The organism is Streptomyces sp. NPDC020747 (genome assembly GCF_044334695.1).
Classification (GTDB): Bacteria; Actinomycetota; Actinomycetes; order Streptomycetales; family Streptomycetaceae; genus Streptomyces.
Genome location: NZ_JBIRTJ010000005.1, coordinates 213,179 through 238,522, shown reverse-complemented (window position 1 = coordinate 238,522; position 25,344 = coordinate 213,179). Strand labels below are relative to the sequence as shown.

Below are 25,344 nucleotides of genomic sequence, written 5' to 3'. Positions count from 1 at the left end.
TCTTGACGGCTATCGTGGAGGGGGCCCGGCCGTCCGGGCTGCGTTGAAGTGAAAGCCGGGCCGAAGAGCGCAGGGGGACCCGACCGTGGCGCTGCCGCATTGTCCCGGGGGGCGCGGCACCCGACAGCGGCTCCGCCGCGGGCCGGACCCCCGGCGGAAAGAACTTCTGCCGGCACCCGGAGCGTCACTGCGAGGTGAGCTGTCGTGAAGGTCGAGCCGACCGTGCCGTACCACTCGGCCCAGGACGCCCTGCGCGTCCTGGAGACCGTGGCGGCGCGGCACACCACCGGTGTCACGGACACCGAACTCGCCAGCCGCACCGGCCTCGGCGCGGAGCGCCTCACCCCGCTCCTGCGGCTGCTGCGCCGCGAGGGGTACGTCGAGCAGATCGCCGACGGGGCGTACGTCACCGGGGCGGCGCTCGGCAGGCTCGGTTCCGCGCACGGCCGGGACGAGGCCCTGCGCGCCCAGCTCCAGCGGAACCTCGACCGGCTGCGCGACTCGGTCGGCGCCGCCGTCTACATGAGCCGGTACGTGGACGGCGAGATCCACGTCTCCCAGTGGGCCGACAGCCCGAGCACCCCGGCGGTCAACGAATGGGTGGACTTCCGCTCCGCGGCCCACGCCAGCGCGATCGGCAAGAGCCTTCTCGGCCAGCTCGACCTCAACGGCCGGCGCGACCACCTCTCCCGCCACCGGATGGCCCGCCTCACCTCGCGCACCATCACGAACGAGCGCGCGTTCCTGTCCGGACTCGACGCCCAGGCACCCACCGTGCCCGTGCTCGACCTCCAGGAGTACGCGGTCGGCACGGTGTGCGCGGCGGTCCCCATCACGGCCGGCTCCGCCGTGGGCTGCCTCGCCCTCTCCCTCCCGGTGTCCCACGCCCACCGCCTGCGCGAGGCGGCGGCCACCCTGAACCGGGGCGCGGCGCCGGTACTGCTCTCGCTCGCGATCTGATCGCAGGCGGCGCGGTCCGGAGCACCCTCACGGACCAGGTATTATTTTTCCTGTCGCCAGCCGCGAAAAGCGGTTGGCGAGAGTCATGCGCCGCTAGCTCAGTTGGTTAGAGCAGCTGACTCTTAATCAGCGGGTCCGGGGTTCGAGTCCCTGGCGGCGCACAAGACGAAGGCCTCCGCGAGAGCGGGGGCCTTCTGCGTTACCGCCTCGGCGTCACCCCTCGGCATCGCAGGGCTGCAACCGGCCGGGTCCTGCCCTACCTCACCAGCAGTTCCTCGCGCCCCCGCGCCCGGTACCGCGCCATCAGCTCCGCCAGGTCCGCCGCGTCCAGCCGCCGGTACCCGGACTCCCCCGGCGGACGCCACCACACCGGATCCGCGCACCGGAAGCCCTCCCGCCGCAGACCGACCCGGTGGATCTTGTTGGTGGCGGTGACCGGCATGCGGTCGACGATCCGTACGAAGCGGGGGGCCATCTTGGTGCCCAGGTCCGGCTGGGCGCGCAGGAAGGCCTCGAAGGCGAGGGGGTCGAAGGAGCCGGCCACGGTGGCCATCACCTGGTCGCCCGCCACCGGGTCGGGCACGGCGTAGACGGCCACCGCGTCGGCGTCCTCGTAACGGGCGAGGATGTTCTCGATCACCGCGGCGGCCAGGTTCTCGCTGTCGACGCGGAGCCGGTCGTCCGTGCGCCCCGCGAAGTACAGGAACCCGTCGGAGTCCCGGTAGAAGAGGTCCCCGGTCCAGTACCAGCCGTCCCTCTGCCGGGCCGCCTCCGCCGCCTCGTTGCGCCAGTAGCCCTCGAAGGGGTTGGGCCCGCGGTTCACCAACTCCCCTATCGACTCGCGCCCGTTGAGCAGCCTGCCGTCGGCTCCGAAGACCGCCGCGGGGCACTCCGTCCGGCTCGCCGGGTCGACCACCGCGAGGTCGTCGCCGGGGGCGGCCCGCCCGATCGCCCCCTTCGGCGTGCCGGGCGTCCGCTGGATGGCCGCCCCGCCCTCGGAGGACCCGTACCCCTCCACCAGCCGCACCCCGAACCGCGCCTCGAAGGCGGCCGCGTCCACCGCACCCGCCTCCGTCCCGAAGCCGGTGCGCAGCGGGTTGTCCCGGTCGTCGGCACGGGCGGGGGTGGCCAGGATGTACTGCACGGCCCGTCCCACGTAGGTGAAGTACGTGGCCCCGTACGCCCGTACGTCCGTCAGGAAGCCCGAGGCCGAGAACCGGCGCCGCAGGGCGACGCCCGCGCCGGCCGCGAGGGCGGGCGCCCAGTCCGCGATGACCGCGTTGCCGTGGAACATCGGCATGCAGATGTAGTGCACGTCGTCCGCGCGCACCCCGAAGTGGTCGACGAGCGACCGCCCGGCCGCCGCGAGCCGCCCCTGCGAGCAGATCGCCGCCTTGGGCGCCCCGGTCGAGCCGGAGGTGAAGTACAGGAGGAGGCGGCTCTGCGGGATGGCCCGCGCCGGCTCGGGGCGCGCGTCCGCGTACGGCGCGAGCAGTTGCTCGTACGCCTCGGTGTCGGTCACCAGCAGCCGTACTCCCGGGAGTTCGAGTCCGTCGAGGAGGGGGAGGTGGGCCCGCTCGGTGACCAGGACGCGGCACTCGGTGTGCAGGATGTCGCGGGCGAGTTCGGGGCCGCGGCGGGTGGGGTTGATCCCGGCGACGGCCGCGCCCGCCAGGGCCGCCGCGCTCAACCACAGGGGGTATTCGGGGGTGTTGTCGAGCAGCACCCCCACGTGTGGTTCCGCGCCGGGCGGCAGCAGGTCCCCCAGCAGTGCGGCCCGCGCCGCCGCGCCCGCGGCCACCTGGTGGTGGGTCAGGGTCCGCTCCTCGAACCACAGCCCCGGCCGGTGGTCGCCCCACCGGTCCCGCACGAGCTCCGCGACGGTCCGCGCGCCGGTCCCCACGCTCCTGGATCCCATGGAGGCGCACCATAATTGACGGAGCGTCAGATGTGGAGGCCCAGGCGCGGAAGGGTCAGGTACCGGAGGGTGGTCACGGCACCTCGTTGTACGGCCTGTCGTTGATCGACGGAGGCTCGTCCACCTGGGAGACGGAGGAGTCGTCGCCGAAGGCCTCGGTGTACGTGACCATGAAGCCGGCGCAGAACACCACGACCACGGCGAGGAACACCAGGATGCCGGCGGTGGAGGCCGTGTTCCTGACGTGGCCCGGCGCCTGGGCCGTGGCCTTCACCATCTCGCCCTCGGCGTAGTGCACGACGACGATGTCGCCCTCGACCGTCGTGCCCGGCCCGCCCTCCTCCTCGAAACGGATGGTGCGCCCGTCCCGGGCCGTGAACTCGTACACGTGGTGCAGCGTCGTGTGCACGGAGGAGTCGCCGCTGCCGCCGCTGGTCTTCGTGTACGTACGCAGGCAGCGCGCCTCCGCGGTCAGCCCGCTGTTCCAGGCCCGCCTGAGCTCCAGTGAGCGGCGGATCACCCTGGCCGCCACGAAGACGGCCACGGCCATGATCAGGCCCGGCACCGCATAGAACATGACGTCCATCGACATCCCCCGACACTCGGTACAGCTCCACGCACGCCGTCATGGTCATGTCGACGTGCGTGGAACCTACCCGTGGGGGGTGGGCAAGAGCCTCAAGAGATGCTCAGAGTTACGCGCCGAACGGGTGGCGGGCGCTCAGAACGTGACGTCCGAGCAGGCGTAGAACGCGTTCCCCGTGTCCGCGATCGTCCACACCGCGAGGATGACGTGGTGACCGCTCTTGCCGGTCGGCAGGGTGCCGCTGTGCGAGAGCGTCGCCGGCGGCTGGCCGCTGTAGGGGACGGTCAGGAACGGGGCGGTGACCAGCGCGGACCGGGTCAGCGGAGCGTTCTGGTTCCAGCCGTTCTTGGTGACGTAGTACTTGAAGTCGGTCGTGGAGTGCCGGGCCGTGAACTGCCAGCGGAAAGTGTAGCTCTGCCCGCCGTTGACCCTGGTCGTCGGCCAGGCACCGCCCGAGGGCGTCGCCGCCTTGTCGAGCGCGCCGAAGTTGCCGTGGTTCGCGGAGCAGATCTGCCCGTCCGCGGGCCCGGCGGCCGGGAACCCCTTGGGCCCCTCGACGCTCTGGGGCTCCCACTGGATGTCACCGCAGTTGGGCACGGAGCCGTTCTGGCAGAGCTTCTGCCGGCTGATGGGGAGATCGGTGTAGCCGTGGCCGGTGGCGCCACCGCTGGAGAGCACGAACGCTCCCGCGGTGGCTAGGCCGACCGCGGCGGCGTACAACTTCGTCTTTTTCCGCATGCTGCCGCTCCTGGAGAACGTGGGGGAACTTCCGTGAGCTTTGCAGGTCTAGACCAAGTCCCAGATTATTGCTGATTGTTGAACATGTCCATACCAATCGTGGACAGGATTCGCTGGCAGCGGTCCCGGGACTTCTCCACGAGTTCGCCGTTCGGGTCGTCGTTGGTGGCGACCCAGGCCCGGGCCCGGGCCTCGTCCCTCCCACCCGCCAACTGCCGCTCCACCAGCCTCACCTGACGCACATCCCCGGGCACCTCGACGTACCAGCACTCCCCCATGAACACGTACGCCTCCCGCCATCCCGGCAGGTCGCAGGCGAGGTAGTTCCCCTCCGTGACGATCAGCCGGGCCGCCGGGGGCACCACATGCCGTGCGGCGACCGGCTCGTCGAGCGTGCGGTCGTAGTCCGGTACGTAGATGTCGCGGCCGGTCTCGTCGAGGACCCGGCGCAGCAGATCGACGTACCCCCACACGTCGAAGCTCGGCTCGGAGCCCTTGCGGGCGGTCAGGCCGAGGCGTTCCAACTGGGCGTTGGAGAGATGGAAGCCGTCGAGCGGCAGATAGGCGGCCCCCTCCCCCAGGTGCGCGACGAGGGCGCGGGCGAGGGTCGACTTGCCGGCGCCGGGCGGTCCTGCGAGGCCCAGCACGGCGCGCGGTGTTCCGTCGGTCAGACTCCAGGCGTCCGAGGCGAGCCCGGCGAGGGTGGGGTGGTCAGCGATCTCCATGTCCCGTATAGAACGCCACCGTCAGATCCTTCACCAGAGCCTTGCGCTCGTAGTCGTCGAGTTCGACGAGCCCGCGCACGGTCAGCCGGGTCACCGTGTCCTCGACGGAGTCGACGACCGAGGTGAGGACCTTGTCGCGGTGCTGGGCGTCGAGTGCCGCGATCCGGCGCCGCTGCATCACGGCGGCGACCTCGGGGGCGTACTCGACACGCAGCGGCTGCGCCGAGAACACCTGGAGGCCGGCCGCCGCCGCGTCCGCGGCCACGATGCGGGTCAGCGAGTCGCCGACGGCCTCGGTGTTGCGCAGGGTCGCGGAGTCGGCGGCCCTCGGCGAGTTGGGCGCGACGTCGGCCGGCAGCTGCGCGAGCACCCGGGCGAGCGCCGCCTCCACGCACTCGCGCAGATACCGCTGGTGGTCCTCGACGCCGAGCGCGGCGCGCGCGGTGTCCCGCACCCGCCAGACGACGAGCACGACGACCCTGAGCGCGACCCCGTTCGCGTCGACCGCCGGCATCGGGTCGCTGCGCCAGTGCCGCAGGCGTACGTCGATCCGGCGGCGCAGCACCAGTGGGTTCACCCACATGAGCCCGGTGCGCCGGACCGTGCCCCGGTAGCGGCCGAAGAGGCCGAGCACCCAGGCGCGTCCGGTACGGCCGCGGGCCAGCCCGCCGAAGCCGAACAGGGTGAGCGCCCCGGCCCCGGCGAGCGCCGCCCACTGCGGTCCGCCGAGCCCGGCGCTCATCCGCACCGGCAGCCCCAGCGCGTCCACGGCGAGCGGCGGCAGCACACCAGCCCACCACGACGCGAGGACGCAGCCGGCCGCGCCGGCGGCACCGGCCAGTACCCCGGCCATCCCCGGCAGTACGCCCGCGGGCCGCTCCACCAGGTCGGGGTCGACCTCCACCACCGGCCGCGGCCGCACCGGGGCGGACGTCCGCCGGGTGACCCTCGGCTGCTCGCCGGTGCCGCGCCGCCGACTCACGACGGCGGGCGCGAGCGGTACGGACACCGGCTCGGGCTCGTCACGGAACAGCAGGTGGACCGGGATCTCGGTGGTCGCCTCGTTGTGGATGAGCCGCGCCCCGCGGCCACCCGTGTCCCGACCGCCCGAATCCCGACCGCCCGCCTCCGGGGTCCCCTCGAACTCCGGGGACTGTTCAGTCGTCGTACTCATAGTGCCTCCGTGCCTCCGCGCCAGGAAGAACTGTCATGCGAGAGCTGTCATGAGAAGTGCCGTCAGGAGCCGTCCGAACGGTCCGGCCGCTCAGGAGAAGAGCCGGCGCCAGGTCTCCGGACCCGGGTAGCCGTCGGCCGCACCGCCGCGCCACCCCTGCGCACGCTGGAACGCCTCGACGTTGCGCCGGTCGCCCTCGCCCCAGCGCGGTCCCGGCCCCTGCGTGTAGTGCTTGCCGAACCCCTTCTTCACCAGCTGCTTCCCGAGCCGGGTGACGTACTCGTTGCTGGCGCCCGGCCGGAACAGCGCCCGCCCGGGATAGCCGGGGACGCCGTGCGAGGCGACACCTCCGGCCGGGGGCCGCCCGGGCTTGCCGGAACTGCCGCCGCTCGGGGCGACGATGTCCCGTCCCTTGTCACTCACCAGATACGCCCAGGTCGCCGGCCCCGGGAACCCGTCCGCGTCCGCCCCCGTCCAGCCCTGCGCCCGCTGGAAAGCCTGGGTGGCCCTGCGGTCCGCCTCCGACCAGCTCGGCCCGGGCCCCGCCGAGTAGTACGCGCTCGCGCCCCGCTCGACCAGCATCCGCCCCAGCCGGGTGACATTGGCGTTGCTCACCCCGGGCCCGAAGGCCGCAGCGCCCGGGTAGGGAACCGTCGTCGGATTCGTCCCCGGAGAGGTGACGGGGGTGGCCGGAGCGGCCGGAGTCTTCGGGTCGGCCGGCGAAGCCGGACCCTCCGCCTCGGTTCCCCCTTTCAGCCCCTTGTAGCGGTACGCCAGATAGCGGTCCGAATACTTCCAGTAGGCGTACGGGGTGGCCTGCTTGCGGGCGCGCGGGCGGGCCTCCTCGTACGCGATGTAATAGTCCTGCGTGTAATCCGTCCAGCCCCCGAAAATCACGACGTGCGACCCCTTCTCGGGGTCCGCCGGATTGTGGAACAGGAGAATGTCGCCGGGCTCCAGCTGCTCCCGGGAAATCCGGACGCCGAACTTGTCGAGGCTGCCCGTCCATTCGTTCCCGCCGAGGTTCCAGGCCATCGAGACGAAGCCCGAGCAGTCCTGGCGGTACCCGTCGGACCAGTACGCGCTCATGCTGTAGGGCACCTCGGCGGCGACCCACTCCTTGGCCCGGTTGATGATCTCGGACCGGGTCGTCGGGGGTGCCTTGACCTTGGCCGGAACGCCCCCGGGGCCGTGGAGCGGGGTCTTGCCGCCCTGCGGTGTGTCGGGTTCGTCGGCCACCGGGGCGCCGGGCAGCCGCGGGGCGTGCGCGGCGGCCGCGACGGCCGGTACGACGTGGCCCGCGCCGAGCGCCGTGCCGGCCGCGGCGGCCAGGACGAGCGCTCGGTGGGCCGCCGGGTGGCCGCCGAATCCGGTGGCCGCGGAATGTGGCAGCACAAGCCGCCAGTGAGTACATCCGGGGCAGTCACAGTCGCTCTCGGGATCGAATTCCTCGAATACCGGAGCCGCCATGCGATTCCCCTCACAGTGCTGGTGGAAAAGTCCGCGCTTCTGCACGTCCGTCAGTTTCTCAACTGTCACCGGGTGTCGCATGTTGACGGTCCAAATGATGTACGGGCCGCCTCCGGCGGTTCGGGAGGGGCCCGGGCCGGGGCACCCCCCGACACCAGGTAGAGTCTGCGGAGCAGCACGCGCCGCTAGCTCAGTTGGTTAGAGCAGCTGACTCTTAATCAGCGGGTCCGGGGTTCGAGTCCCTGGCGGCGCACCACGAAAGAGGCTCCCCGTCATCGCGGGGAGCCTCTTCGCATGCGGCCGAAACTCCATCACGTATGGCCGAACCCTTTCGGCCCGCTACCCTCTGGCCATGGCGCGCGATCTCCAGGAGCGGATCAAGAAGCTCATCATTGACCGCCGGCTGCCCTCGGGCGCCGTACTTCCGACCGAGCCCGAGCTCATGGAGCTGCTCGGCGCCAGCCGCAATTCCGTGCGCGAGGCGCTGAAGGCACTCCAGGCGATGGGCATCGTCGAGATCCGGCACGGTTTCGGCACGTACGTCGGGCCGATGTCCATGGCCCCGATGATCGAGGGCCTCGCCTTCCGTACGGTCGCCGGGCACTACCGGGGCGAGGACAGCCTCCTCCAGCTCCTGCAGCTGCGCGAGGCCGTGGAGACCGGGCTGATCGTCCGGCTCGCGGGCCGGGTCCCGGCGGACGATCTCGCCGAGCTGGACGCCCTGGTGGACCGGATGGACGCCGAGGCGGCCGCCGGTACCGGTCTCGCGGACACCGACCGCGCCTTTCACGCCACTCTCTACCGCGGTCTGGGCAACCTGCTGCTGAGCGAGCTCCTGGAGGCGTTCTGGGACGCCTTCCACCGCGTACGCACGGATCTCGTGGGGCTGCCGCAGGACCCGAAGGTCACCTGCCGGCAGCACCGGGAGATCCTCGACGCGGTGCGCTCCGGCGACGCCACCAGGGCGGAGGACGCGATAAGGGAACACTTCGGCAACATCCGTACGCGCTTGACCGCAACCGCACCGAACGAGACCATCAGACACCCCAATGAGCGCGTATGACCGGTAAACACCATGTTTCGCGTCTTGCGATCATGGTGAACGGCGTAGAACCCTGGGCGACAAGAGGCTGCGGTTACAGGGCAGTTGGGGGCTTGGAACCGGTTGCGTGCGAAGGCGGGGAATAGGAACCCGTTCATGAACGGATGCCGAGGGGGGCATCATGCAACCGGAAGGCCGGTGCGCCGTGTCTATAGGGTATGTGGATGATGTGGTGGCGGGGGCCTGCTGTTGATGCGCCTGTGAATGTCTAGGGGGACATGCACAGGCGAACGGAACAACGAGCACGCGATGGTTCGCGTGTGGGGGGAAGACTCATGACGTCGACGCCGACGGGCGCCCGGCAGAACTCCGATCCGTCCGAGACCACCCAACTGAGGGTGCCGTCACAGACTCGGACCGGCAGCTTCCGGAGAATCAAGAAGACACTGCCGAGATACGACTACGAGCACTACAGCAGGCTTGCGGGGCCTCTCACACAGCCCGATCCGACGCAGCCGTACAAGGTGCAGTACCGCTCGCTGCTCTCGCAGGAGCCGCACCGGCTGCGCGCTGCCCTGATGCTGGGCGCCGCGCCGCTGCTCTCGCTCGTCCTGCTCTTCTGGCTGCTCCAGCCGGCGCACTGGACCGAACGCGACTACCCGGCCTTCGACTTCCTGCCCGCGCTCGACATCGTGATGCTGGTCTCGATCGGTCTGATCGAGCTCTTCCGCTGCATGAACGTGCTGTCGAACGCGCACGCCACACTGGTCGCCCGCGACCCGATCCCGGTGGTGCCCGAGACCGGTACGAGAGTGGCCTTCCTCACCTCCTTCGTGCCCGGCAAGGAGCCGCTGGAGATGGTGACGAAGACCCTCGAAGCCGCGGTCAAGATCCGCCACCGCGGCCTCATGCACGTCTGGCTGCTCGACGAGGGCAACGACCCCGAGGTCCGGGAGGTCTGCGAGCGCCTCGGCGTGCACCACTTCTCCCGCAAGGGAGTCGCGAAGTGGAACATGCCCAAGGGCCCGCACCGCGCCAAGACCAAGCACGGCAACTACAACGCCTGGCTGGACGCGCACGGCGACAACTACGACTTCTTCGCCTCGGTCGACACCGACCACGTGCCGCTGCCGAACTACCTGGAGCGGATGCTCGGCTTCTTCCGCGACCCGAACGTCGGCTTCGTCATCGGCCCGCAGGTCTACGGCAACTACGACAACCCGATCACCAAGGCCGCCGAGTCGCAGCAGTTCCTGTTCCACGCGCTGATCCAGCGGGCCGGCAACGCCTACGGCTCCCCGATGTTCGTCGGCACGTCCAACGCCGTACGCATCAAGGCGCTGAAGCAGATCGGCGGTCTGTACGACTCGATCACCGAGGACATGGCGACCGGCTTCGAGATCCACCGCGCCAAGAACCCGGCGACGGGCAAGAAGTGGCGCTCGGTCTACACGCCGGACGTGCTGGCCGTCGGTGAGGGCCCGAACGCCTGGACGGACTTCTTCACCCAGCAGATGCGCTGGTCGCGAGGGACGTACGAGACGATCCTCAAGCAGTACTGGAAGGGCTGGTACTCGCTTCCGCCGAGCAAGCTCTTCAACTACACGATGATGATCATCTTCTACCCGATGTCGGCCCTCAACTGGATCCTGGCGGCGCTGAGCTGTGCGCTGTTCCTGGGCCTGGGCGCCTCGGGTGTGAACATCGACCCGGCGATCTGGCTGATGCTCTACGGCAACGCCTCGGCGCTGCAGATCGGTCTCTACGTCTGGAACCGCCGCCACAACGTCTCGCCGCACGAGCCCGAGGGTTCCGGCGGTGTGGCCGGCATGGTCATGTCCGCGCTGTCGGCGCCGCTCTACGCGAAGGCGCTGATCGACTCGGTCCTGCGTCGCAAGAGCAAGTTCGTGGTCACCCCGAAGGGCGATTCCGCGAGCCCGGACACCTGGTTCGGGACCTTCCGGTACCACTGGTACTTCATGCTGATCTTCGCCGGTTCGATCGCCGCGGGCTTCGTCTACGGTCACGCCCACCCGGCGATGATCATCTGGGCGACCTTCGCGCTGCTCATCACCGCCTCGCCGATGTTCGCCTGGCGCTGGATGATGCGGCAGGAGAAGAAGGGGCGGAAGCACCGGCAGGGCGGTCCCCAGGACCCGCCCGGGCCCCCGCAGGACAGCCGCATTCCCCACCAGCCACAGGGTTCACAGCAGCCTCCGGCCGCACCGCACACGCCCCAGCAGAAGCCGAGCTGGGCGGCGGGCGGGGGAAACGACCAGACCGTGCAGATCTCCCTCGGGGGACGGCAGCATCAGTCCGGGGGCTGAGTCCGCCGGCGCCTCCGCCGTCGGCCTCCGGGCTCCCGGACCCCAGCCAGAAAAGCCTTGCACACCAGCAGTCAAGACACGTTAGACGGGATTTGAAGTGAAAGACGGTTCCAGCCGCCGCCGCGCCCGCCGCATCGCGATAGGTGCGGCGGTGGTGCTTGCGCTGGCCGGGATGAACGGACCCGCGCTCTACCGCTTCGGGACGGATCAGTACCACGAGTACAAGATCAACAAGCCCGAGTACAAGGCCGACAACGGCAAGTGGGACATCGTCGAGTTCCCCGAGGAGTACCGGCTCAACACCATCCACGCCGCGCTCCTGCACACCGGCAAGATCCTGCTGATCGCCGGTTCGGGCAACAACCAGGACAACTTCGACGCGAAGAAGTTCGACACGCGTGTCTGGGACCCGGTCAAGAAGACGATCAAGAAGGTCCCGACGCCGGCCGACCTGTTCTGCACGGGCCACACGCAGCTGCCCAACGGCAACCTGCTGATCGCCGGCGGCACCAAGCGGTACGAGAAGCTCAAGGGCGACATCACCAAGGCCGGCGGCCTGATGGTCGTCCACAACGAGAACCCGGACAAGCCGATCACCCTGCCCGCCGGAACCCGGTTCACGGGCAAGGAGGGCGGCAAGACGTTCGTGTCGAAGGACCCGGTCGTCGTCGAGCGGGCCAAGAAGGTCTTCGACAAGGCGACCGGCAAGTTCCTGCGCAACGAACCGGGCCTGGGCCGGATCTACGTCGAGGCGCAGAAGAGCGGCAAGAAGTACGAGACGGGCACGCAGGACAACTACCGCGTGCAGGGCCTGTCGGGCGCCGAGGCGCGCAACACGTACGGCATCGCCGAGAAGCTCGCCCTGGACAAGAAGGACTTCCAGGGCATCAAGGACGCCTACGAGTTCGACCCGGTCGCCGAGAAGTACATCAAGGTCGACCCGATGAACGAGGCGCGCTGGTACCCGACCCTCACCACCCTGTCCGACGGCAAGATCCTCAGCCTCTCCGGACTGGACGAGATCGGCCAGCTGGTGCCGGGCAAGAACGAGGTGTACGACCCGAAGACCAAGAAGTGGACGTACACCAAGGGCGTCAGGCAGTTCCCGACCTACCCGGCGATCTCCCTGATGCAGAACGGCAAGCTGTTCTACTCGGGCGCGAACGCCGGTTACGGCCCCGACAACGTCGGCCGTGACCCGGGCATCTGGGACCTGAAGTCGAACAAGTTCGACAAGCTCAAGGGCATGTCCGACCCGAAGCTCCTGGAGACCGCGGGCACGGTGCTGCTGCCGCCCGCGCAGGACGAGAAGTACATGGTGATCGGCGGCGGCGGGGTCGGCGAGTCCGAGCGGTCCAGCAAGAAGACCCGCATCATCGACCTGCTGGCCGACGACCCGAAGTTCGTCGACGGTCCCGAGCTGGAGAAGGGTACGCGCTACCCGCAGTACTCGATCCTGCCCAACGACGACGTGCTGGTGTCCGGCGGCTCGGAGGACTACCGCGGCCGCGGCGCCTCCAACATCCTCCAGGCGCGGATGTACGACTCGAAGTCCAACGACTTCAAGCGGGTCGCCGACCCGCTGGTGGGCCGGAACTACCACTCGGGCTCGATCCTGCTGCCCGACGGCCGCGTGATGTTCTTCGGCTCGGACTCGCTCTACGCCGACAAGGCCAACACCAAGCCGGGCAAGTTCGAGCAGCGCGTGGAGATCTACACGCCGCCGTATCTGTACCAGGGTTCGCGGCCCTCGCTCTCGGGCGGTCCCAAGACCATCGAGCGCGGCGGCTCCGGGACGTTCACCTCGCAGCACGCCTCGTCGATCAAGTCGGCCCGGCTGATCCGGCCGAGCGCGTCGACGCACGTCACCGACGTCGACCAGCGGTCCATCGCGCTGGACTTCACGAAGACGAAGGACGGCATCGAGGTCACCGTGCCCAAGAGCCGCAACCTCGTCGAGTCCGGCTGGTACATGCTGTTCGTCACCGACGACCAGGGCACCCCGAGCAAGGCCCAGTGGGTCAAGATCCCCTGACCCGGAGCAGAGTCACATGACTGGGGGCGCCCTCCTTCACGGAGGGCGCCCCCAGTCACGTACGGGCTGTCGCCTGATCGCTCAATTGATCGCTTACTTGATCGCTTACTTGGTCGCTTTCGCGAGCTTCAGTGCGTACTCGGGCCACCACTGGCCGGCCTTCGGGCCGCCCTTGCACGTTCCGTCGGACTCGCCGGGCCGCTTGACCCACACGTACGCGTCGACGAGGTCGTCGTCGGTCCGGGTGGTGGGCGACTCCCCGAGCGCACGGCCGGGCGGGTTGCACCAGTTCTCCGCCGGATCGCCTTCCGTGTACGGCCCGTTGCCGTTGCGACTGGTGTCGACCACGAACGGTTTGTCGCCGACCTTCGAGGACAGCTCCTTGCCGTACTTCGTGCTTTCGGCGGTCTTGTAGAAGTTGGACACGTTGACCGAGAAGCCGTCGGCCTTCTCGACGCCCGCCAGTTTCAGCGGCTCGGCGATGTCGTCGGGCTTGCCCCAGCCCGTGTTGCCCGCGTCCAGGTAGACCTTCGTGTTCTTCAGGGACTTGAGCTTCTCGACCGCGCCCCGCAGAAGGTCGTAACGCTCCTCGTGGAACTCGTCCGGAGTGCAGCCGTCGACCAGGTGCAGCACGGCGTCCGGCTCCAGGATCACCGTGGCCGCGCGGTCGCCGATGCCGTTGGCGACCTGGTCGATGAAGCCCCGGTACGCGTTGCCGTCCGCGGCGCCGCCGCCGGAGAACTGGCCGCAGTCTCGGTGCGGGATGTTGTAGACGACGAGCAGCGCGTCCCGGTCGGCCTTCGCGGCGGCCTCGGTGAAGCCGCGCGCCTCCTGCTCCGCGTTCTCCGGAGTGAGCCACTCACCGGTGGGCTGCTCGGCGATCTTGCGGATCAGCTCGGCGTCGTCCTTCTTGCCGTCCTTCGCATATGTGGCCACCTGCTCGGCGGCGTTCCCGTCGGGATTGACCCAGAACGGGTCCTTGTCCTTGGGCTGCTGGCTCACCTTGGCGCCCGACTTGTCCTTGTCGCCGTCGCCGTCCGAGGAAGAACACCCCGCGAGCAGCAGCACTGCCCCAGCCACCGCCAAAGACGTCCTGGCCCGCGTACCTGACGCGAAAAGAGACACAGCCCCCCTGCTCCCGTACATCAAACTCCCCCTCGGGTGACCGTCCGAAGTACCAATCCTGACATAGGTGTCGGTCCGCCCACGAGCGCAGTCGACCCTTGTCCATTACCTGTTACACCGCCTCCCGCCGCGGGTAGTCGCCGGACGGAGGAGCGGGAGTGGGGGCCGATCCCGGAGAGGGCGTGGACATGCACGGTGACAGCCGCGAGATCCAGCTGGGGGCCGCCCTCGTGGAGGCCGCGGACACGCTCGCCGAGGACTTCGACACGGTGGCGTACCTGCGACGGGTCTCCGACCACTGCGTGGCCCTCCTGGACGCCTCGGCGGCCGGCATCATGCTGATCGACGACGGCGAGCCGGTGTCGTTCGGCGTGAGCGGCCGCCGACAGGAGCTGGCGCTCGACCTGTTGGAGGTCCAGCATCACGGCGGGCCCTGTCTGGAGAGCCACGGCAGCGGAGAACCCGTCCCGCCGGTCACGATCCGCGCAGCCCACGCCTCCTCCCGCTGGCCCGACTTCACGGAACGGGCGCTGCGGTACGACATCGGGTCCACCTTCGCGGTGCCGCTGCGCCGGGAAGGGACCGCGCTCGGCGCTCTCAACGTGTTCGTGCCGGAACCGGCCCATCCGTCGCCGTCGCCGGCTCCGGCCGATGAGACGGGGCTGCTCCTCGCGCAGACCCTGGCCGACGCGATCGCCCTCGGGCTCGCCAACCACCGCATGTTCACGCGGTACCGGACGCTGGCGGGCCAGTTGCAGGAGGCCCTCTCCAGCCGCGTACGCGTCGAGCAGGCGAAGGGCATCCTCGCCGAGCGCCGGCGAACCGGAACGGACGAGGCGTTCGTCGCGCTGCGCCAGTTCGCACGCAGTCACCGGCTGCCCCTCGACGAGGTCGCGACGGCCGTGATCACCGGCTCGCAGGACATCGCCGAACTGGGCCGCGAGCGCCCGGACCCGCCTAGACCCCGCGACTAGCTGCGCGGATAACACAGTGCCACCGGACCGGGACTTGGCGTCAATCAGACCCTAGGCCGGAGCGCTCATCCGAACTAGAGTCTTAACAGACGGCCCCGGCCCCCGGCTGTCGGACCAATCCCGAGGCGCGTTCGTGGCGCGCGGACGGGCCCCTGAACCTCCCGTGCCGGCCACCGGGTTACTCCCGCAGCCCGGGCGCCCGCGGTCGAGGACCAGCCCGGTCGACGGCTCCGGGGGGAGCGGGTCGTCGACCGGGCCAGGTGCGGTACGAGGGTTCCGGCGATGCTCCTCGGGCTCACAGACCCGTGCCGCTGAGGTACGCGGAGACGACCACGTTCGCCGTGTAGGTGCGGCTGGTCCGGTCGAAGGTGCCGCCGCAGGTGATCAGGCGCAGTTCGGCGCGGCCGGTCTGCCGTGTCCCGTACACCTTCTGGGCGTCGAAGCGGTCCCGGGCGAAGACCTGGACGTCCTCGACGGTGAACTCGGCGACCCCGCCGTCGTCGCGGATCACCCGGACCGTCTCGCCCGGCCGCACCTCGCTGAGGTGGTAGAAGACCGCGGGCCGGCTCTCGGTGTCCACGTGCCCGACGAGCAGCGCGGTCCCGGCCGCCCCGGGCCGCGCACCGTCCCCGTACCAACCGACGGTCCCCGGCTGTCCGTACGGCGGCGGATCGATCGCTCCGCGGGGGTCGAGGCCGCGGGTCACCACGGGTGCCTGTACGCCGAGCGCGGGGATGTCCACGCGCTGGGGCCGCGCGTCCCCCAACGGCTCGGCCGCGGGCGGCAGTTCGACGCCGAGGGGCCGCCCGACCGCCGCCACGTCACCCGTGGTCGGCGCGGCTATGCCCTGGCGTACGTCGGTCACCTCGCGGCCCCACAGCCACAGCCCGAGGAGCAGCAGCGCCCAGGCCACACCCATGAGCAGACGGCCACCGCCGGAGGTGCGTTCCTCCCGGTCGGACATGGCCGGTCAGTCCGTACCGCGGGTACTCCCGCGACTCCGGCGGGCACTGCGGACCGCCACGGCTACGGCCGCGACACCGGCCAGGACCAGCCCGACCACCGCGTGCCGGGTGCCGGGCCCCTCCGAGCGGGCGTCGACGACGGCGAGCCGCGCGGTGCCGCCACCGCCCGCGTGCACGGGCGCGACGGGCGCGACGGGCGAGGCCGCCGAGTCCCCGGGCTGCTTCTCCCGCTGTTCTTTCTGTTCCTTCTCTTCCTTCTGTTCTTTCTCTTCCTTCTGTTCTTGCTTCTCCTGCTTCTCCCGCTGCTTCTTGTCGAGGACGGTGACGGCGCCCTTGACCTTGTCCTCGAAGCCGTCGCAGGTGACCTTGACGTCGTACGTGCCGGGGTCGAGCGTCGAGCGGACGCGGGTCTCGCCGGTGAGGACCCCGGGCTTCCCGGTGAGCTGCGCGTCGGCGACGAACGCCTCGGACGCGGCGGTGCCGGACATCCCGGAGCAGCCCTTGACCCGCAGTTGGATGTCGCTGCCGGGAGCGGGGGACCCCGGGGTCACGGAGACTCCCCCGTCGGCCGCGTACGCGGTGGGGGCGAGCGCGGCGGCGGCCACCACCCCGGCACAGAGAGTCAGTCGCAGTGAACCCATCGTGAACCTCCAGATATCTGGAGCGTCCTCCTCGGGGCACGGGGCCGCATCCGGGGAGGGGGTCCGCTGCTCCGTACGGGTGGCGCTCCCATGCGGGTGGCGCTCCCGTACGGGCGGCTCAGACGCGGTCGACGAGGTCCGCGATGGAGTCGACGACCGTGGACGGGCGGTAGGGGTACTTCTCGATCTCCGCGGCCGTGGTGAGACCGGTGAGGACGAGGAAGGTCTCCATGCCCGCCTCCAGTCCGGCCAGGACGTCCGTGTCCATCCGGTCGCCGATCATCGCGCTGGTCTCGGAGTGCGCCCCGATGGTGTTGAGTCCGGTACGCATCATCAGCGGGTTCGGCTTGCCCGCGAAGTACGGCTGCTTGCCGGTCGCCTTGGTGATCAGCGCGGCGACCGCACCGGTGGCGGGCAGCGCGCCCTCGGCGGACGGGCCGGTCTCGTCGGGGTTCGTCGCGATGAAACGGGCGCCGTCGTTGATCAGCCGCACGGCCTTGGTCATGGCCTCGAAGGAGTACGTACGGGTCTCGCCGAGGACCACGTAGTCGGGGTCGTGGTCGGTCAGCACGTACCCGATGTCGTGCAGCGCGGTGGTCAGACCCGCCTCACCGATGACGTACGCGGAGCCGTCGGGGCGCTGGTCGTCCAGGAACTGGGCGGTGGCCAGGGCGGACGTCCAGATGTTCTCGACAGGCACGTCCAGGCCCATCCGCCGCAGCCGGGCGTGCAGATCACGGGCCGTGTAGATGGAGTTGTTGGTGAGCACCAGGAAGGGCTTCCCGGACTCCCTGAGCTTCTTTATGAAGGCGTCGGCGCCGGGGATCGGCACGCCCTCGTGGATGAGCACCCCGTCCATGTCGGTGAGCCACGATTCGATGGGCTTGCGCTCTGCCATGTGCCGTCTCCTGCCGTACGCGTGCTGCGTGAGCCGTGCGGGTCTGCCGCGGGTGTGGGGACGCCGTCACAGCTGTGTGCCGACGCCTCCAGACTAGCCATCCGCCCGATCTTGGTGGAGGGGGGCGGCAGCGGCCCGAGCAGAGAATCCCGCGACTCCCGCGGCGCCCTCAGCGCCTGCGGCGGGCCGCGAGCAGTGCGCCGAGCCCCGCGCCGAGGAGCAGGAGCGCGCCGGCCGTCGCGGCGAGGATCCCCCGGGTCGAGTGCAGCCCCGTCCGGGCCAGCTCCTCCGCGAAGGGAATTCCGTCCGGTACGCGTCCGGAGGCGTCCGCGCTGTCCCGGCCGCCCGTGCCGCCGGCGTCGTCCTTGCCGCGGGCCTCACCGCTCTCACCCCCTTCGCGCTCGGCCGCGCCCTCGCTCTCGCTCTCGCTCTCGCCGAGGATGCGGAAGCGGTAGTCGTTCGACTCCCCGACCCAGTCACCGTCGTCGCCGTCGTCGCCCCGCCGCTGCACGACGGCCGCGTGCGCGACGACGTCGTTGGCCACGGCGTCCGAGGTGACCGCGAGCCGCACCTTGACGGAGAGGGTCGCGCCGGGCGCCACGGTGAATCCGGGGAACGGAGCGACTTCGGCTTCAGCTCCGCTTTCGGCTTCGGATCCGTCGGCCCGGCCCGCGGGGGAGCCGAGAACCCCGATGTTCTCGTCCTGCCCGGTCCGCTCGAAGTTGACGGCACGGGGCCGCTCCCCGTCGTAGAACTCAAGACGCGGCTGCTCCGGCCGCAGCGCCCGCTTCCCGTCCACGAGGACGACGACCGGGTGGATGTTCCCGCAGGTCGCGTCGGTGGTGTTGGTGAGATCGATGTACCAGGTCCGGAATCCGCCCCCGGCGTCGTACTCGGCGGGCCCGCCATGGATCCGCGTACGCACGGGAAACTCCCCGTTCCCCGGCTCGGCACAGGTGGGCCGGCCCGGCCGTTGGTCCACCCCCGCCGCGGCATCGGCGGGCACGGGAGCGAGGGCGGCTGCAGCACTGACGGCGAGACACACGGGCTTGCTCAGTCGCATGGACACGGGAGCCTGCCACGCCACCGCCTCCGACCGGCGACGGCACGCTGACGCGGGGGCCGTTCGGGGCGGGGGTTGCGCCCGGTCGGGGCAGCGCGCGGCGAGTCGGGGCCGAGGCGGAACGAAGTCGTCGGCGTTCGTGCGGTAGCGCCCTCATGGATGCCGCCGCATGGATGTCATCGGCGCTCCGGGATCCTCGGAAGAACCTTTCCGGCGATGTCGAGGAGAACGCTGTCGTCCGGAAGGGCTCCGGACTCGCTCCACACGGTGATCTCGCAGTAGCCGCCCCGGTCGTCACGGTCCAGGGCCACTGCCAGCGTCCTGGCCAGGGGACCTTGTCCGACCGGTCCGCCGGATCCGCCATTCCTGAGATCGATCTCGATCTTCATGGTGGGAGCCGAGGAGAGGACCGCGGGCCGGCCTCGAACCTTGAGGGTCCTGACGTCCGTCTCGTCCCCGAACTTCATCAGCTTCACGTACTGGTCGATCGACAGCTTGTTGTAGGTGGCCAAGACATTCACGCTGTACGTGTCGAACGCGACCTCGGCCTCGGGTTGGGCGACCTTGCCGTCGGTCAGAGGAGCTGTGCCGCTGGTGCCGGAAGCGGTGGTCGCGGTCTCTCCGGGCGTTCCCAGGAGCTTGGCCAGGTCCGGCCGGTTGAGCACCTCGCACAGCTCTTCACCGGTCACGGGCCGGGGCGTCCGCTTGTAGACCTTCGGCGGCTCCTCCTGTTCCCCGCCCGAACACGAGGCGGGCTGTGAGGTGACGTCGTCGGACGGCATCACGTGCGGGCCCACCCACACCGCGGCCCCGAGCGCCCCGAACACGGCCACGGCCGCGACGGCCTGGCCCCATGCGTTGTGCTCCTTCTCCCGGGCGGGCGGGCCGGGACGCGGCCCGGTTCCGGCCTGGGCCATGACCGTCTGGGCCGTGACCGCCTGGGCCTGGGCGGCAGCATCGACCGCCGCCGGGTCCTCGGAGGCTGCCGGGGCTTCCGGAACCTGGTTCCGGCGCAGGCGCAGGGCCCGGACCACGGTGTGGACGCGTACCGCGGTGAACACGAGGAACACCACGCCGAGAACGGCCGCGACCCGATCGCGATCGTGGACGGCGAGATACATGATGCGTACGCCGAGAACGGACCCGACCACGATGAGCAGGGGCTCGCGGACCCAGAAGGGCAGGAGGCGGATGAGGAAACCGAGCATCCGGTGATCTCACCAGGACAGGACCGCGTTCGCCGTGGTGGAAGCCACAGTTCCGGGTACATGCGATGTCGTTACAACCGGGCCGAGGCGGACCCACCCACCCGCTCCCCTCGACTCACTCCTCGGCCCGCCCGAACAACGGCACCAGCAACAACTGGGCCGCGCCCTCAGCCACCCCCCGCACCCCGCCGGAGGCAACCCGCACGGGCACAGGGCTGCCCACCCCCTCCCGCCGGGCCCGGGCATCGAGCACCGCCCCGACCCCCCGCACGAACCGCGCCGACTCCGTGGCGACCGTGCGCCCGCCCAGCAGCACGAGGTCGATGTCCAGGAGCCCCACAAGGTTCCCGGCTCCTTCGCCGAGGACACGCGCCGCCTCGTCCACGTCCCCCCGGGCCACCGCCGCGAGGCACAACGCCTCGACGCACCCCCGGTTGCCGCACGAGCAGGGCGGCCCGTCCAGCTGGATGACCTGGTGCCCGAACTCGCCCGCCCCGGTACGGGATCCGCGATGCACGGCCCCGCCGAGGACGAGCCCGGCCCCCAGCCCCGTACCGAGATGGAGATAGGCGAAGGCCCCGGCCTCACCCCCGACCGCCAGCCCGAGCGCAGCGGCGTTCGTGTCCTTGTCCAGGACGACCGGCACGCCGAGCCGCCGCGCCAGCGCATCGCGCAGGGGAAAGCCGTCCCACTCGGGAAACCCGGTCACCCGGTGCAGCACGCCATGCGTGTGGTCGAGGGGCCCGGGCATGGCGACACCGGCCCCGAGAACGGTGGCCACGGCGGCTCCCCGGCCCTCCGAGCTCGCCCCCAGCCCCGCCACCACCTCCCCGAACTCCGCCACGACCACATCCAGCACGGCATCCGCCCCGGCCCCCAGATCCAGCGGAGCGCACCGCTCCCCCACGACCGCCCCGGTGAGATCGACGAGCACGACCCGCAGTTCGTCCCGGTCGAGGTGCAGCCCCACCGCGTGCCCGGCCTCCGGCACCAGCCGCAGCACCGTGCGCGGCTTGCCGCCCGTGGAGGCCTGCCGCCCGGCCTCGGTCACCAGCCCGTCCTCCCGGAGGCGGGCGGTGATCTTGCTGACGGCCTGCGGCGTCAGCCCCGTACGCTCCGCGAGTTCGAGGCGGCTCATCCCCGTACGCCCGGCACGTCGCAGCAGATCCAGCAGCAGGGCCGCGTTGTGACTGCGCAGCGCGAGCAGGTTCACCCCGCCGCCGACCCGGGCCGCTCCGGAACCAGCTCCGATCCCAGTCCCGATCCCAGCCACTCAGATCCTCCCTGTGCCACGTGCGCCAGCACTGCGTGTGCCAGCACCGCGTGTGCATGTACCGCGTGTGCCTGTACCGCGTGCGTCCACAGCCCCATTGTCTCCCGCGCTTGCACTTCGGCAACAGCGTTGCTTAAGTGGATGGCATGACTGGTACAGGTACTGGCACCTCCCTCGGCGCAGGCCCCGTGCGCGAGGGCCCCTTCCGCGTGGGCCTCGTCGGCTACGGCCTCGCGGGCTCCGTCTTCCACGCCCCGCTGATCGCCGCCACCGAGGGCCTGGCCCTCGACACGGTCGTCACGTCGAACGCGGACCGGCAGCAGCAGGCGAGGGACGAGTTCCCGGGCGTAAGGATCGCGGCGGCCCCCGACGAACTGTGGCCGCGCGCCCACGAGCTGGACCTGATCGTCATCGCGTCCCCGAACAAGACGCACGTCCCGATCGCCACGGCCGCCCTCAAGGCGGGCCTGCCGGTCGTCGTCGACAAGCCGATCGCGGGCACGGCGGCGGACGCCCGCGGGCTCGCCGCCCTCGCCGACGAGCGCGGACTGCTGCTCTCCGTCTTCCAGAACCGCCGCTGGGACAACGACTTCCTGACCCTCCGGAAGCTGATCGCCGAGGGCGGCCTCGGTGACGTCTACCGCTTCGAGTCCCGTTTCGAGCGCTGGCGCCCCGAACTCAAGGGCGGCTGGCGCGAGTCCGGCGACCCGGCAGAGGTCGGAGGTCTGCTGTACGACCTCGGCAGCCACGTGGTCGACCAGGCGCTGGTCCTCTTCGGCCCGGCGGCCACGGTGTACGCGGAGTCGGACGTACGCCGCCGTGGCGCCGAGGCCGACGACGACACGTTCTTCGCGATCACGCACACGAACGGCGTCCGCTCCCACCTCTACGTCTCCGCGACGACCGCCCAACTCGGCCCGCGCTTCCGCACGCTGGGCTCGAAGGCCGGTTACGTGAAGTACGGCCTCGACCCCCAGGAGGCCGCCCTGCGCGAAGGCGAGCGCCCGGTCGCGGGCAAGGAGAAGGAGTGGGGCGTCGAGCCCGAGGAGTTGTGGGGCCGCGTCGGCTCCGGCGAGTCCCCGGCGACCGGCGGGGGCACTCCGGTCCCGACCGTTCCGGGCGCGTACCCCGCGTACTACGCGGCCGTCGCCGCCGCCCTGAGCGGCACCGGCGAGAACCCGGTCACCGCGCTGGAGGCCGCCGCCGCCCTGGACGTCCTCGAAGGCGCGCGCCGCTCGGCCCGCGAGAACGTGACGGTGACCCTGTGAGCACCCCCACCGCACCGACCATCGCCGAACTGGATGAGCAGGAGCGCCGCCTGACGCTCCCTCACTTCACGTACGACGACGCGTGGACCCTCGGCACGCTCCTCGTCGAACTGGCCCGCGAGCAGGGCGCCCCCGTGGCGATCGACATCCGCCGGGGAGGCCAGCAGCTCTTCCACGCCGCCCTCCCCGGCTCCACCCCCGACAACGACGCCTGGATCGACCGCAAACGCCGGGTCGTCGACCGCTACGCCGCCTCGTCCCTCCTGGTCGGCACCCGCTTCCGCGCCAAGAACACCACCTTCGAGGACTCCTCCCGCCTTGACCCGGACGTGTACGCGGCCCACGGCGGAGCCTTCCCCATCACGGTCGAGGGCGCGGGCGTGATCGGCACGGTCGTGGTCTCCGGCCTACCCCAACTGGAGGACCACGCAATGGTGGTGGAGGCCCTGGAACGCTTCACGGCGACTTCGTAGGGACGCGTTTTTGGGCTCTTAGGGGCGCGTTTTCAGGGGCGCGGGGAACGGCGCAATCTTTTGGCTTTCAGGGGCGCGGGGAACTGCGCAGTCTTTCAGGGGCGCGGGGACCCACCACAGTCCCCCGCCCCACCCAGCGGAGCGCTACGCCGGCTTGAACTCCTGCCGCTGCCGCCCGAGCCCCTCGATCTCCAGCTCCACGACATCCCCCGCCCGCAGGAACGGCTTGGGCTCGGGCATGCCCAGAGCGACCCCCGCCGGCGTACCGGTGTTGATCACGTCTCCGGGATAGAGAGTCATGAACTGACTCACGTACCGCACGACTTCGGCGACGGAGAAGATCTGGTCGGACGTGCTCCCGTCCTGCCGCAGCTCCCCGTTGACCCACAACTTGAGCCCCAGCCCCTGCGGATCGGGAACCTCGTCCGCCGTCACGAGCCACGGCCCGAGCGGATTGAACGTCTCGCAGTTCTTCCCCTTGTCCCAGGTCCCGCCCCGCTCGATCTGGAACTCCCGCTCGGACACGTCGTGCGCCACCGCGTACCCGGCGACATGCGCGAGCGCCTCCTCGTGCGAGCCGAGATACCGGGCCGTACGCCCGATGACGACCGCCAGCTCGACCTCCCAGTCGGTCTTCACCGAGCCGCGCGGCACCAGCACGGTGTCGTACGGCCCGACGACCGTGTCCGCCGCCTTGAAGAAGATCACCGGCTCGGCGGGCGGCTCGGCGCCGGTCTCCTTGGCGTGGTCGTGGTAGTTGAGGCCGATGCAGACGACCTTGCCGATGCGGGCGACCGGCGGGCCGACCCGCAGCCCGTCCGCGTCGAGCACGGGCAGTTCCCCGGCCTCGGCGGCGGTACGGATCCGGCCGAGCGCCGCGTCGTCGGCGAGCAGCGCCCCGTCGATGTCCGGCACGACGCCCGACAGGTCCCGCAGGACTCCTTCGGCGTCGAGGAGCGCGGGACGCTCGGCCCCTGTCGTACCGACTCGCAGCAGCTTCATGGTCACAATCTCCCTTGATCGCGGGCGGCCCGTCCGACGGGTGCAGCCATCGGAGGACTGGTTGATCGTCCAAGGTCGGCGTCCAGTCCGCAATACCCGGTTCACGGACTGGACCGTAACCGCCCGCCCGGACCGGCAGTCCAGACCGGCCCATGGGGACCCTGCCGCGTCAGCCGAGTACCGCGGCGGCCGGCGCGGCCCCCGGCATGTCCCGGTACAGCACGGCCCGCTCGACCGCGCTCCACGTCGTACTGGTCACCACGTACAGCGCGGCGGCCAGCGGCACCACCGCCACGGTGAACAGCGTGAGGAAGGACATCAGCGGCATGACCTTGGTGATCGCGCCCATCCCGGGCACCTGCTGCCCACCGTCGGCCGACGCCACCGCCGGCGCCATCGGAGAGTTGGCCGCCATCATCCGCTTCGTACGCCGGTAGTTGAAGGTGGCGACGGACGCGACGATCACGAACAGGGCCAGGTACACCAGCCCGGACGCGCCGAGGACCCCGCCGTCACCGAGGGCGTCCGCCCACCGGTCGCCGAGCGGCGCGGCGAAGAGCTGGTGGGCGAGCAGGGAGTTGGCCTCGCCGCCGATCCGCGAGTTCGAGAACAGGTGGTAGAGGAGGAAGAAGGCCGGCAGCTGGAAGAGGCTGGGCAGGCAGCCGGAGAGCGGCGAGACCTTCTCCTTGGCGTGCAGTTCCAGCACCGCCTTCTGCAGCTTCTCCGAGTTCTTGCCGTGCTTCTTGCGCAGCGCGGCGATCTGCGGCTGCAGGGCCGCCCGCGCCCGCTGCCCGCGCGCCGAGGCCCGGGACAGGGGGTGCACGAGGAGTCGTACGAGCGCGGTGAACAGGACGATCGCGGCGGCCGCCGCGGAGGCCTGGAAGAGCGGTTCGAGCAGCTCGGCGAGCCCCTCGACGAGGCTCGCGAAAGCGGACATGAGGGAAGAGAAGAGGGAAGAGAAGCCGGACATGGATGAGCCCTCCGTGGGTCTCGTCGTGCCGAGGAGATGAGACGTGACGTACGTCGGCATGACGACCCGCGAGGGGTCTGCTGAGGTTCTCCGGAAATCTCCCGCGGACGCTCTGCGAGCGCCCCGAAGACTGGATCCCCTACGCGGCCGTCAGGAGGGAACGGCCGGGTGCTCGGGGACGCCTGCGCCCCCGGGCGTCGGGGTCGCGCTGCGGCAGGAACGCCGTGCGCTGTTCACGGTCGCGCATCGCCGTACGGACCCGTGTACGGGGTACGGCGGGCGCGAGCCGTGAGGCGATGAGGGAACAGGCGGCGAGCGCGGACCCGGCCGCGGCGGTCGCCGCGAACGTGACGGCGACGGCTCCGGCGAGGCTGCCGGTGTCGAGGAGCGCCACCTGCAGAAGGACGACGAACAGCAGAACGGCGGGCTTCAACTGCGCCCAGGTCCGTGTCATCGGCTGCTCTCCTCCCTCTGATGTCCTTCTGAGTCCCGCTGGGTCCCGCTGGCTC

At 70.6% G+C, this 25,344-nt stretch carries 23 protein-coding genes and 2 tRNA genes; 9 read left to right on the top strand and 16 right to left on the bottom strand.

What is annotated here, in order from left to right; all coding sequences use genetic code 11:
- The first annotated feature begins 204 nt into the window (after nt 1-204).
- Both ACH4YP_RS16250 and ACH4YP_RS16245 read left to right on the top strand, forming a co-directional pair.
- Nucleotides 205-960 carry an IclR family transcriptional regulator C-terminal domain-containing protein gene (locus ACH4YP_RS16250; RefSeq protein WP_361055731.1) on the top strand — a complete coding sequence of 252 codons (756 nt, stop codon included), beginning with the start codon at nt 205-207 and terminating at the stop codon, nt 958-960.
- An 87-nt stretch (nt 961-1,047) separates the two neighbouring features.
- Nucleotides 1,048-1,121, top strand: a tRNA-Lys gene (locus ACH4YP_RS16245).
- Between the two features lie 95 nt (nt 1,122-1,216).
- Here ACH4YP_RS16245 and ACH4YP_RS16240 read toward each other — a convergent pair.
- From ACH4YP_RS16240 to ACH4YP_RS16215, 6 genes are all read right to left on the bottom strand, one after another.
- On the bottom strand, nt 1,217-2,878 hold the full coding sequence (locus ACH4YP_RS16240; RefSeq protein ID WP_398490934.1) for a long-chain-fatty-acid--CoA ligase: 1,662 nt from the start codon (nt 2,876-2,878) through the stop codon (nt 1,217-1,219).
- A 73-nt stretch (nt 2,879-2,951) separates the two neighbouring features.
- The gene (locus tag ACH4YP_RS16235; RefSeq protein ID WP_398490933.1) at nt 2,952-3,470 is read right to left on the bottom strand and encodes a hypothetical protein; all 519 of its coding nucleotides are present in this window, start codon (nt 3,468-3,470) and stop codon (nt 2,952-2,954) included.
- A 129-nt stretch (nt 3,471-3,599) separates the two neighbouring features.
- Nucleotides 3,600-4,202 (bottom strand): lytic polysaccharide monooxygenase, encoded by a 603-nt coding sequence (locus ACH4YP_RS16230; protein ID WP_398490932.1) that lies wholly within the window; start codon nt 4,200-4,202, stop codon nt 3,600-3,602.
- A 65-nt stretch (nt 4,203-4,267) separates the two neighbouring features.
- A complete protein-coding gene (locus ACH4YP_RS16225) occupies nt 4,268-4,927 on the bottom strand; it encodes a nucleoside/nucleotide kinase family protein (protein ID WP_398490931.1) in 660 nt (219 codons plus the stop codon).
- The gene (locus ACH4YP_RS16220) at nt 4,914-6,101 is read right to left on the bottom strand and encodes an SPFH domain-containing protein (protein WP_398490930.1); all 1,188 of its coding nucleotides are present in this window, start codon (nt 6,099-6,101) and stop codon (nt 4,914-4,916) included. Before ACH4YP_RS16220 ends, ACH4YP_RS16225 begins: the two co-directional genes overlap by 14 nt.
- A 90-nt stretch (nt 6,102-6,191) precedes the next feature.
- On the bottom strand, nt 6,192-7,571 hold the full coding sequence (locus ACH4YP_RS16215; RefSeq protein ID WP_398490929.1) for a peptidoglycan-binding protein: 1,380 nt from the start codon (nt 7,569-7,571) through the stop codon (nt 6,192-6,194).
- 179 nt (nt 7,572-7,750) lie between these two features.
- Here ACH4YP_RS16215 and ACH4YP_RS16210 point away from each other — a divergent pair.
- The 4 genes from ACH4YP_RS16210 to ACH4YP_RS16195 all read left to right on the top strand — a co-directional run bounded on the left by ACH4YP_RS16210 (nt 7,751) and on the right by ACH4YP_RS16195 (nt 12,975).
- Nucleotides 7,751-7,827 (top strand) — tRNA-Lys (locus tag ACH4YP_RS16210).
- Between the two features lie 96 nt (nt 7,828-7,923).
- The gene (locus ACH4YP_RS16205) at nt 7,924-8,634 is read left to right on the top strand and encodes a FadR/GntR family transcriptional regulator (protein ID WP_361055649.1); all 711 of its coding nucleotides are present in this window, start codon (nt 7,924-7,926) and stop codon (nt 8,632-8,634) included.
- 314 nt (nt 8,635-8,948) lie between these two features.
- A complete protein-coding gene (locus tag ACH4YP_RS16200; RefSeq protein ID WP_361055646.1) occupies nt 8,949-10,940 on the top strand; it encodes a glycosyltransferase family 2 protein in 1,992 nt (663 codons plus the stop codon).
- 97 nt (nt 10,941-11,037) lie between these two features.
- Nucleotides 11,038-12,975, top strand: coding sequence for a kelch motif-containing protein (locus tag ACH4YP_RS16195; RefSeq protein ID WP_361055643.1), 1,938 nt, complete (start codon nt 11,038-11,040; stop codon nt 12,973-12,975).
- A 105-nt stretch (nt 12,976-13,080) separates the two neighbouring features.
- Here ACH4YP_RS16195 and ACH4YP_RS16190 read toward each other — a convergent pair whose 3' ends face one another.
- Nucleotides 13,081-14,121 carry a glycoside hydrolase family 6 protein gene (locus ACH4YP_RS16190; protein ID WP_361055640.1) on the bottom strand — a complete coding sequence of 347 codons (1,041 nt, stop codon included), beginning with the start codon at nt 14,119-14,121 and terminating at the stop codon, nt 13,081-13,083.
- 137 nt (nt 14,122-14,258) lie between these two features.
- On the opposite strand from ACH4YP_RS16190, the gene ACH4YP_RS16185 reads away from it, so the two are divergent.
- On the top strand, nt 14,259-15,074 hold the full coding sequence (locus tag ACH4YP_RS16185) for an ANTAR domain-containing protein (RefSeq protein WP_398490928.1): 816 nt from the start codon (nt 14,259-14,261) through the stop codon (nt 15,072-15,074).
- 295 nt (nt 15,075-15,369) lie between these two features.
- On the opposite strand, the gene ACH4YP_RS16180 is transcribed toward ACH4YP_RS16185, so the two are convergent.
- The 6 genes from ACH4YP_RS16180 to ACH4YP_RS16155 form a co-directional block, all read right to left on the bottom strand.
- Nucleotides 15,370-16,038, bottom strand: coding sequence for a class F sortase (locus ACH4YP_RS16180; protein ID WP_361055634.1), 669 nt, complete (start codon nt 16,036-16,038; stop codon nt 15,370-15,372).
- A 6-nt stretch (nt 16,039-16,044) separates the two neighbouring features.
- A complete protein-coding gene (locus ACH4YP_RS16175; protein WP_398490927.1) occupies nt 16,045-16,680 on the bottom strand; it encodes a hypothetical protein in 636 nt (211 codons plus the stop codon).
- Nucleotides 16,681-16,798: 118 nt separating this feature from the next.
- A complete protein-coding gene (locus ACH4YP_RS16170) occupies nt 16,799-17,578 on the bottom strand; it encodes an HAD-IIA family hydrolase (protein ID WP_361055628.1) in 780 nt (259 codons plus the stop codon).
- 169 nt (nt 17,579-17,747) lie between these two features.
- Complete coding sequence (locus ACH4YP_RS16165; RefSeq protein ID WP_398490926.1) at nt 17,748-18,503, bottom strand: hypothetical protein; 756 nt, start codon at nt 18,501-18,503, stop codon at nt 17,748-17,750.
- Between the two features lie 314 nt (nt 18,504-18,817).
- Nucleotides 18,818-19,849: a DUF6215 domain-containing protein gene (locus tag ACH4YP_RS16160; protein ID WP_398490925.1), complete on the bottom strand. Its 1,032-nt coding sequence runs from the start codon at nt 19,847-19,849 to the stop codon at nt 18,818-18,820.
- A 115-nt stretch (nt 19,850-19,964) separates the two neighbouring features.
- A complete protein-coding gene (locus ACH4YP_RS16155) occupies nt 19,965-21,122 on the bottom strand; it encodes an ROK family transcriptional regulator (protein ID WP_398490924.1) in 1,158 nt (385 codons plus the stop codon).
- A gap of 146 nt (nt 21,123-21,268) precedes the next feature.
- Between ACH4YP_RS16155 and ACH4YP_RS16150 the strand changes: the two genes are divergently transcribed.
- Together ACH4YP_RS16150 and ACH4YP_RS16145 are read left to right on the top strand one after the other, a co-directional pair.
- Nucleotides 21,269-22,390: a Gfo/Idh/MocA family oxidoreductase gene (locus ACH4YP_RS16150; RefSeq protein ID WP_398490923.1), complete on the top strand. Its 1,122-nt coding sequence runs from the start codon at nt 21,269-21,271 to the stop codon at nt 22,388-22,390.
- The gene (locus ACH4YP_RS16145; protein WP_398490922.1) at nt 22,387-22,863 is read left to right on the top strand and encodes a heme-degrading domain-containing protein; all 477 of its coding nucleotides are present in this window, start codon (nt 22,387-22,389) and stop codon (nt 22,861-22,863) included. The genes ACH4YP_RS16150 and ACH4YP_RS16145 overlap by 4 nt, the downstream gene beginning before the upstream one ends.
- A 144-nt stretch (nt 22,864-23,007) precedes the next feature.
- Here ACH4YP_RS16145 and ACH4YP_RS16140 read toward each other — a convergent pair whose 3' ends face one another.
- From ACH4YP_RS16140 to ACH4YP_RS16130, 3 genes are all read right to left on the bottom strand, one after another.
- Nucleotides 23,008-23,865 carry a fumarylacetoacetate hydrolase family protein gene (locus tag ACH4YP_RS16140; RefSeq protein WP_361055613.1) on the bottom strand — a complete coding sequence of 286 codons (858 nt, stop codon included), beginning with the start codon at nt 23,863-23,865 and terminating at the stop codon, nt 23,008-23,010.
- 169 nt (nt 23,866-24,034) lie between these two features.
- Nucleotides 24,035-24,802, bottom strand: a complete 768-nt coding sequence (locus ACH4YP_RS16135) for a YidC/Oxa1 family membrane protein insertase (protein WP_398490921.1) — start codon at nt 24,800-24,802, stop codon at nt 24,035-24,037.
- 172 nt (nt 24,803-24,974) lie between these two features.
- Complete coding sequence (locus tag ACH4YP_RS16130) at nt 24,975-25,289, bottom strand: DUF6412 domain-containing protein (RefSeq protein WP_361055607.1); 315 nt, start codon at nt 25,287-25,289, stop codon at nt 24,975-24,977.
- Nucleotides 25,290-25,344: the final 55 nt, after the last annotated feature.

Coding starts and splice junctions, on each gene's coding strand:
- ACH4YP_RS16240 (WP_398490934.1), bottom strand. CDS start 2,878: ATGGGATCCAGGAGCGTGGGGACCGGCGCGCGGACCGTCGCGGAGCTC.
- ACH4YP_RS16235 (WP_398490933.1), bottom strand. CDS start 3,470: ATGTCGATGGACGTCATGTTCTATGCGGTGCCGGGCCTGATCATGGCC.
- ACH4YP_RS16230 (WP_398490932.1), bottom strand. CDS start 4,202: ATGCGGAAAAAGACGAAGTTGTACGCCGCCGCGGTCGGCCTAGCCACC.
- ACH4YP_RS16225 (WP_398490931.1), bottom strand. CDS start 4,927: ATGGAGATCGCTGACCACCCCACCCTCGCCGGGCTCGCCTCGGACGCC.
- ACH4YP_RS16220 (WP_398490930.1), bottom strand. CDS start 6,101: ATGAGTACGACGACTGAACAGTCCCCGGAGTTCGAGGGGACCCCGGAG.
- ACH4YP_RS16215 (WP_398490929.1), bottom strand. CDS start 7,571: ATGGCGGCTCCGGTATTCGAGGAATTCGATCCCGAGAGCGACTGTGAC.
- ACH4YP_RS16205 (WP_361055649.1), top strand. CDS start 7,924: ATGGCGCGCGATCTCCAGGAGCGGATCAAGAAGCTCATCATTGACCGC.
- ACH4YP_RS16200 (WP_361055646.1), top strand. CDS start 8,949: ATGACGTCGACGCCGACGGGCGCCCGGCAGAACTCCGATCCGTCCGAG.
- ACH4YP_RS16190 (WP_361055640.1), bottom strand. CDS start 14,121: ATGTACGGGAGCAGGGGGGCTGTGTCTCTTTTCGCGTCAGGTACGCGG.
- ACH4YP_RS16180 (WP_361055634.1), bottom strand. CDS start 16,038: ATGTCCGACCGGGAGGAACGCACCTCCGGCGGTGGCCGTCTGCTCATG.
- ACH4YP_RS16175 (WP_398490927.1), bottom strand. CDS start 16,680: ATGGGTTCACTGCGACTGACTCTCTGTGCCGGGGTGGTGGCCGCCGCC.
- ACH4YP_RS16170 (WP_361055628.1), bottom strand. CDS start 17,578: ATGGCAGAGCGCAAGCCCATCGAATCGTGGCTCACCGACATGGACGGG.
- ACH4YP_RS16160 (WP_398490925.1), bottom strand. CDS start 19,849: ATGCTCGGTTTCCTCATCCGCCTCCTGCCCTTCTGGGTCCGCGAGCCC.
- ACH4YP_RS16150 (WP_398490923.1), top strand. CDS start 21,269: ATGACTGGTACAGGTACTGGCACCTCCCTCGGCGCAGGCCCCGTGCGC.
- ACH4YP_RS16140 (WP_361055613.1), bottom strand. CDS start 23,865: ATGAAGCTGCTGCGAGTCGGTACGACAGGGGCCGAGCGTCCCGCGCTC.
- ACH4YP_RS16135 (WP_398490921.1), bottom strand. CDS start 24,802: ATGTCCGCTTTCGCGAGCCTCGTCGAGGGGCTCGCCGAGCTGCTCGAA.
- ACH4YP_RS16130 (WP_361055607.1), bottom strand. CDS start 25,289: ATGACACGGACCTGGGCGCAGTTGAAGCCCGCCGTTCTGCTGTTCGTC.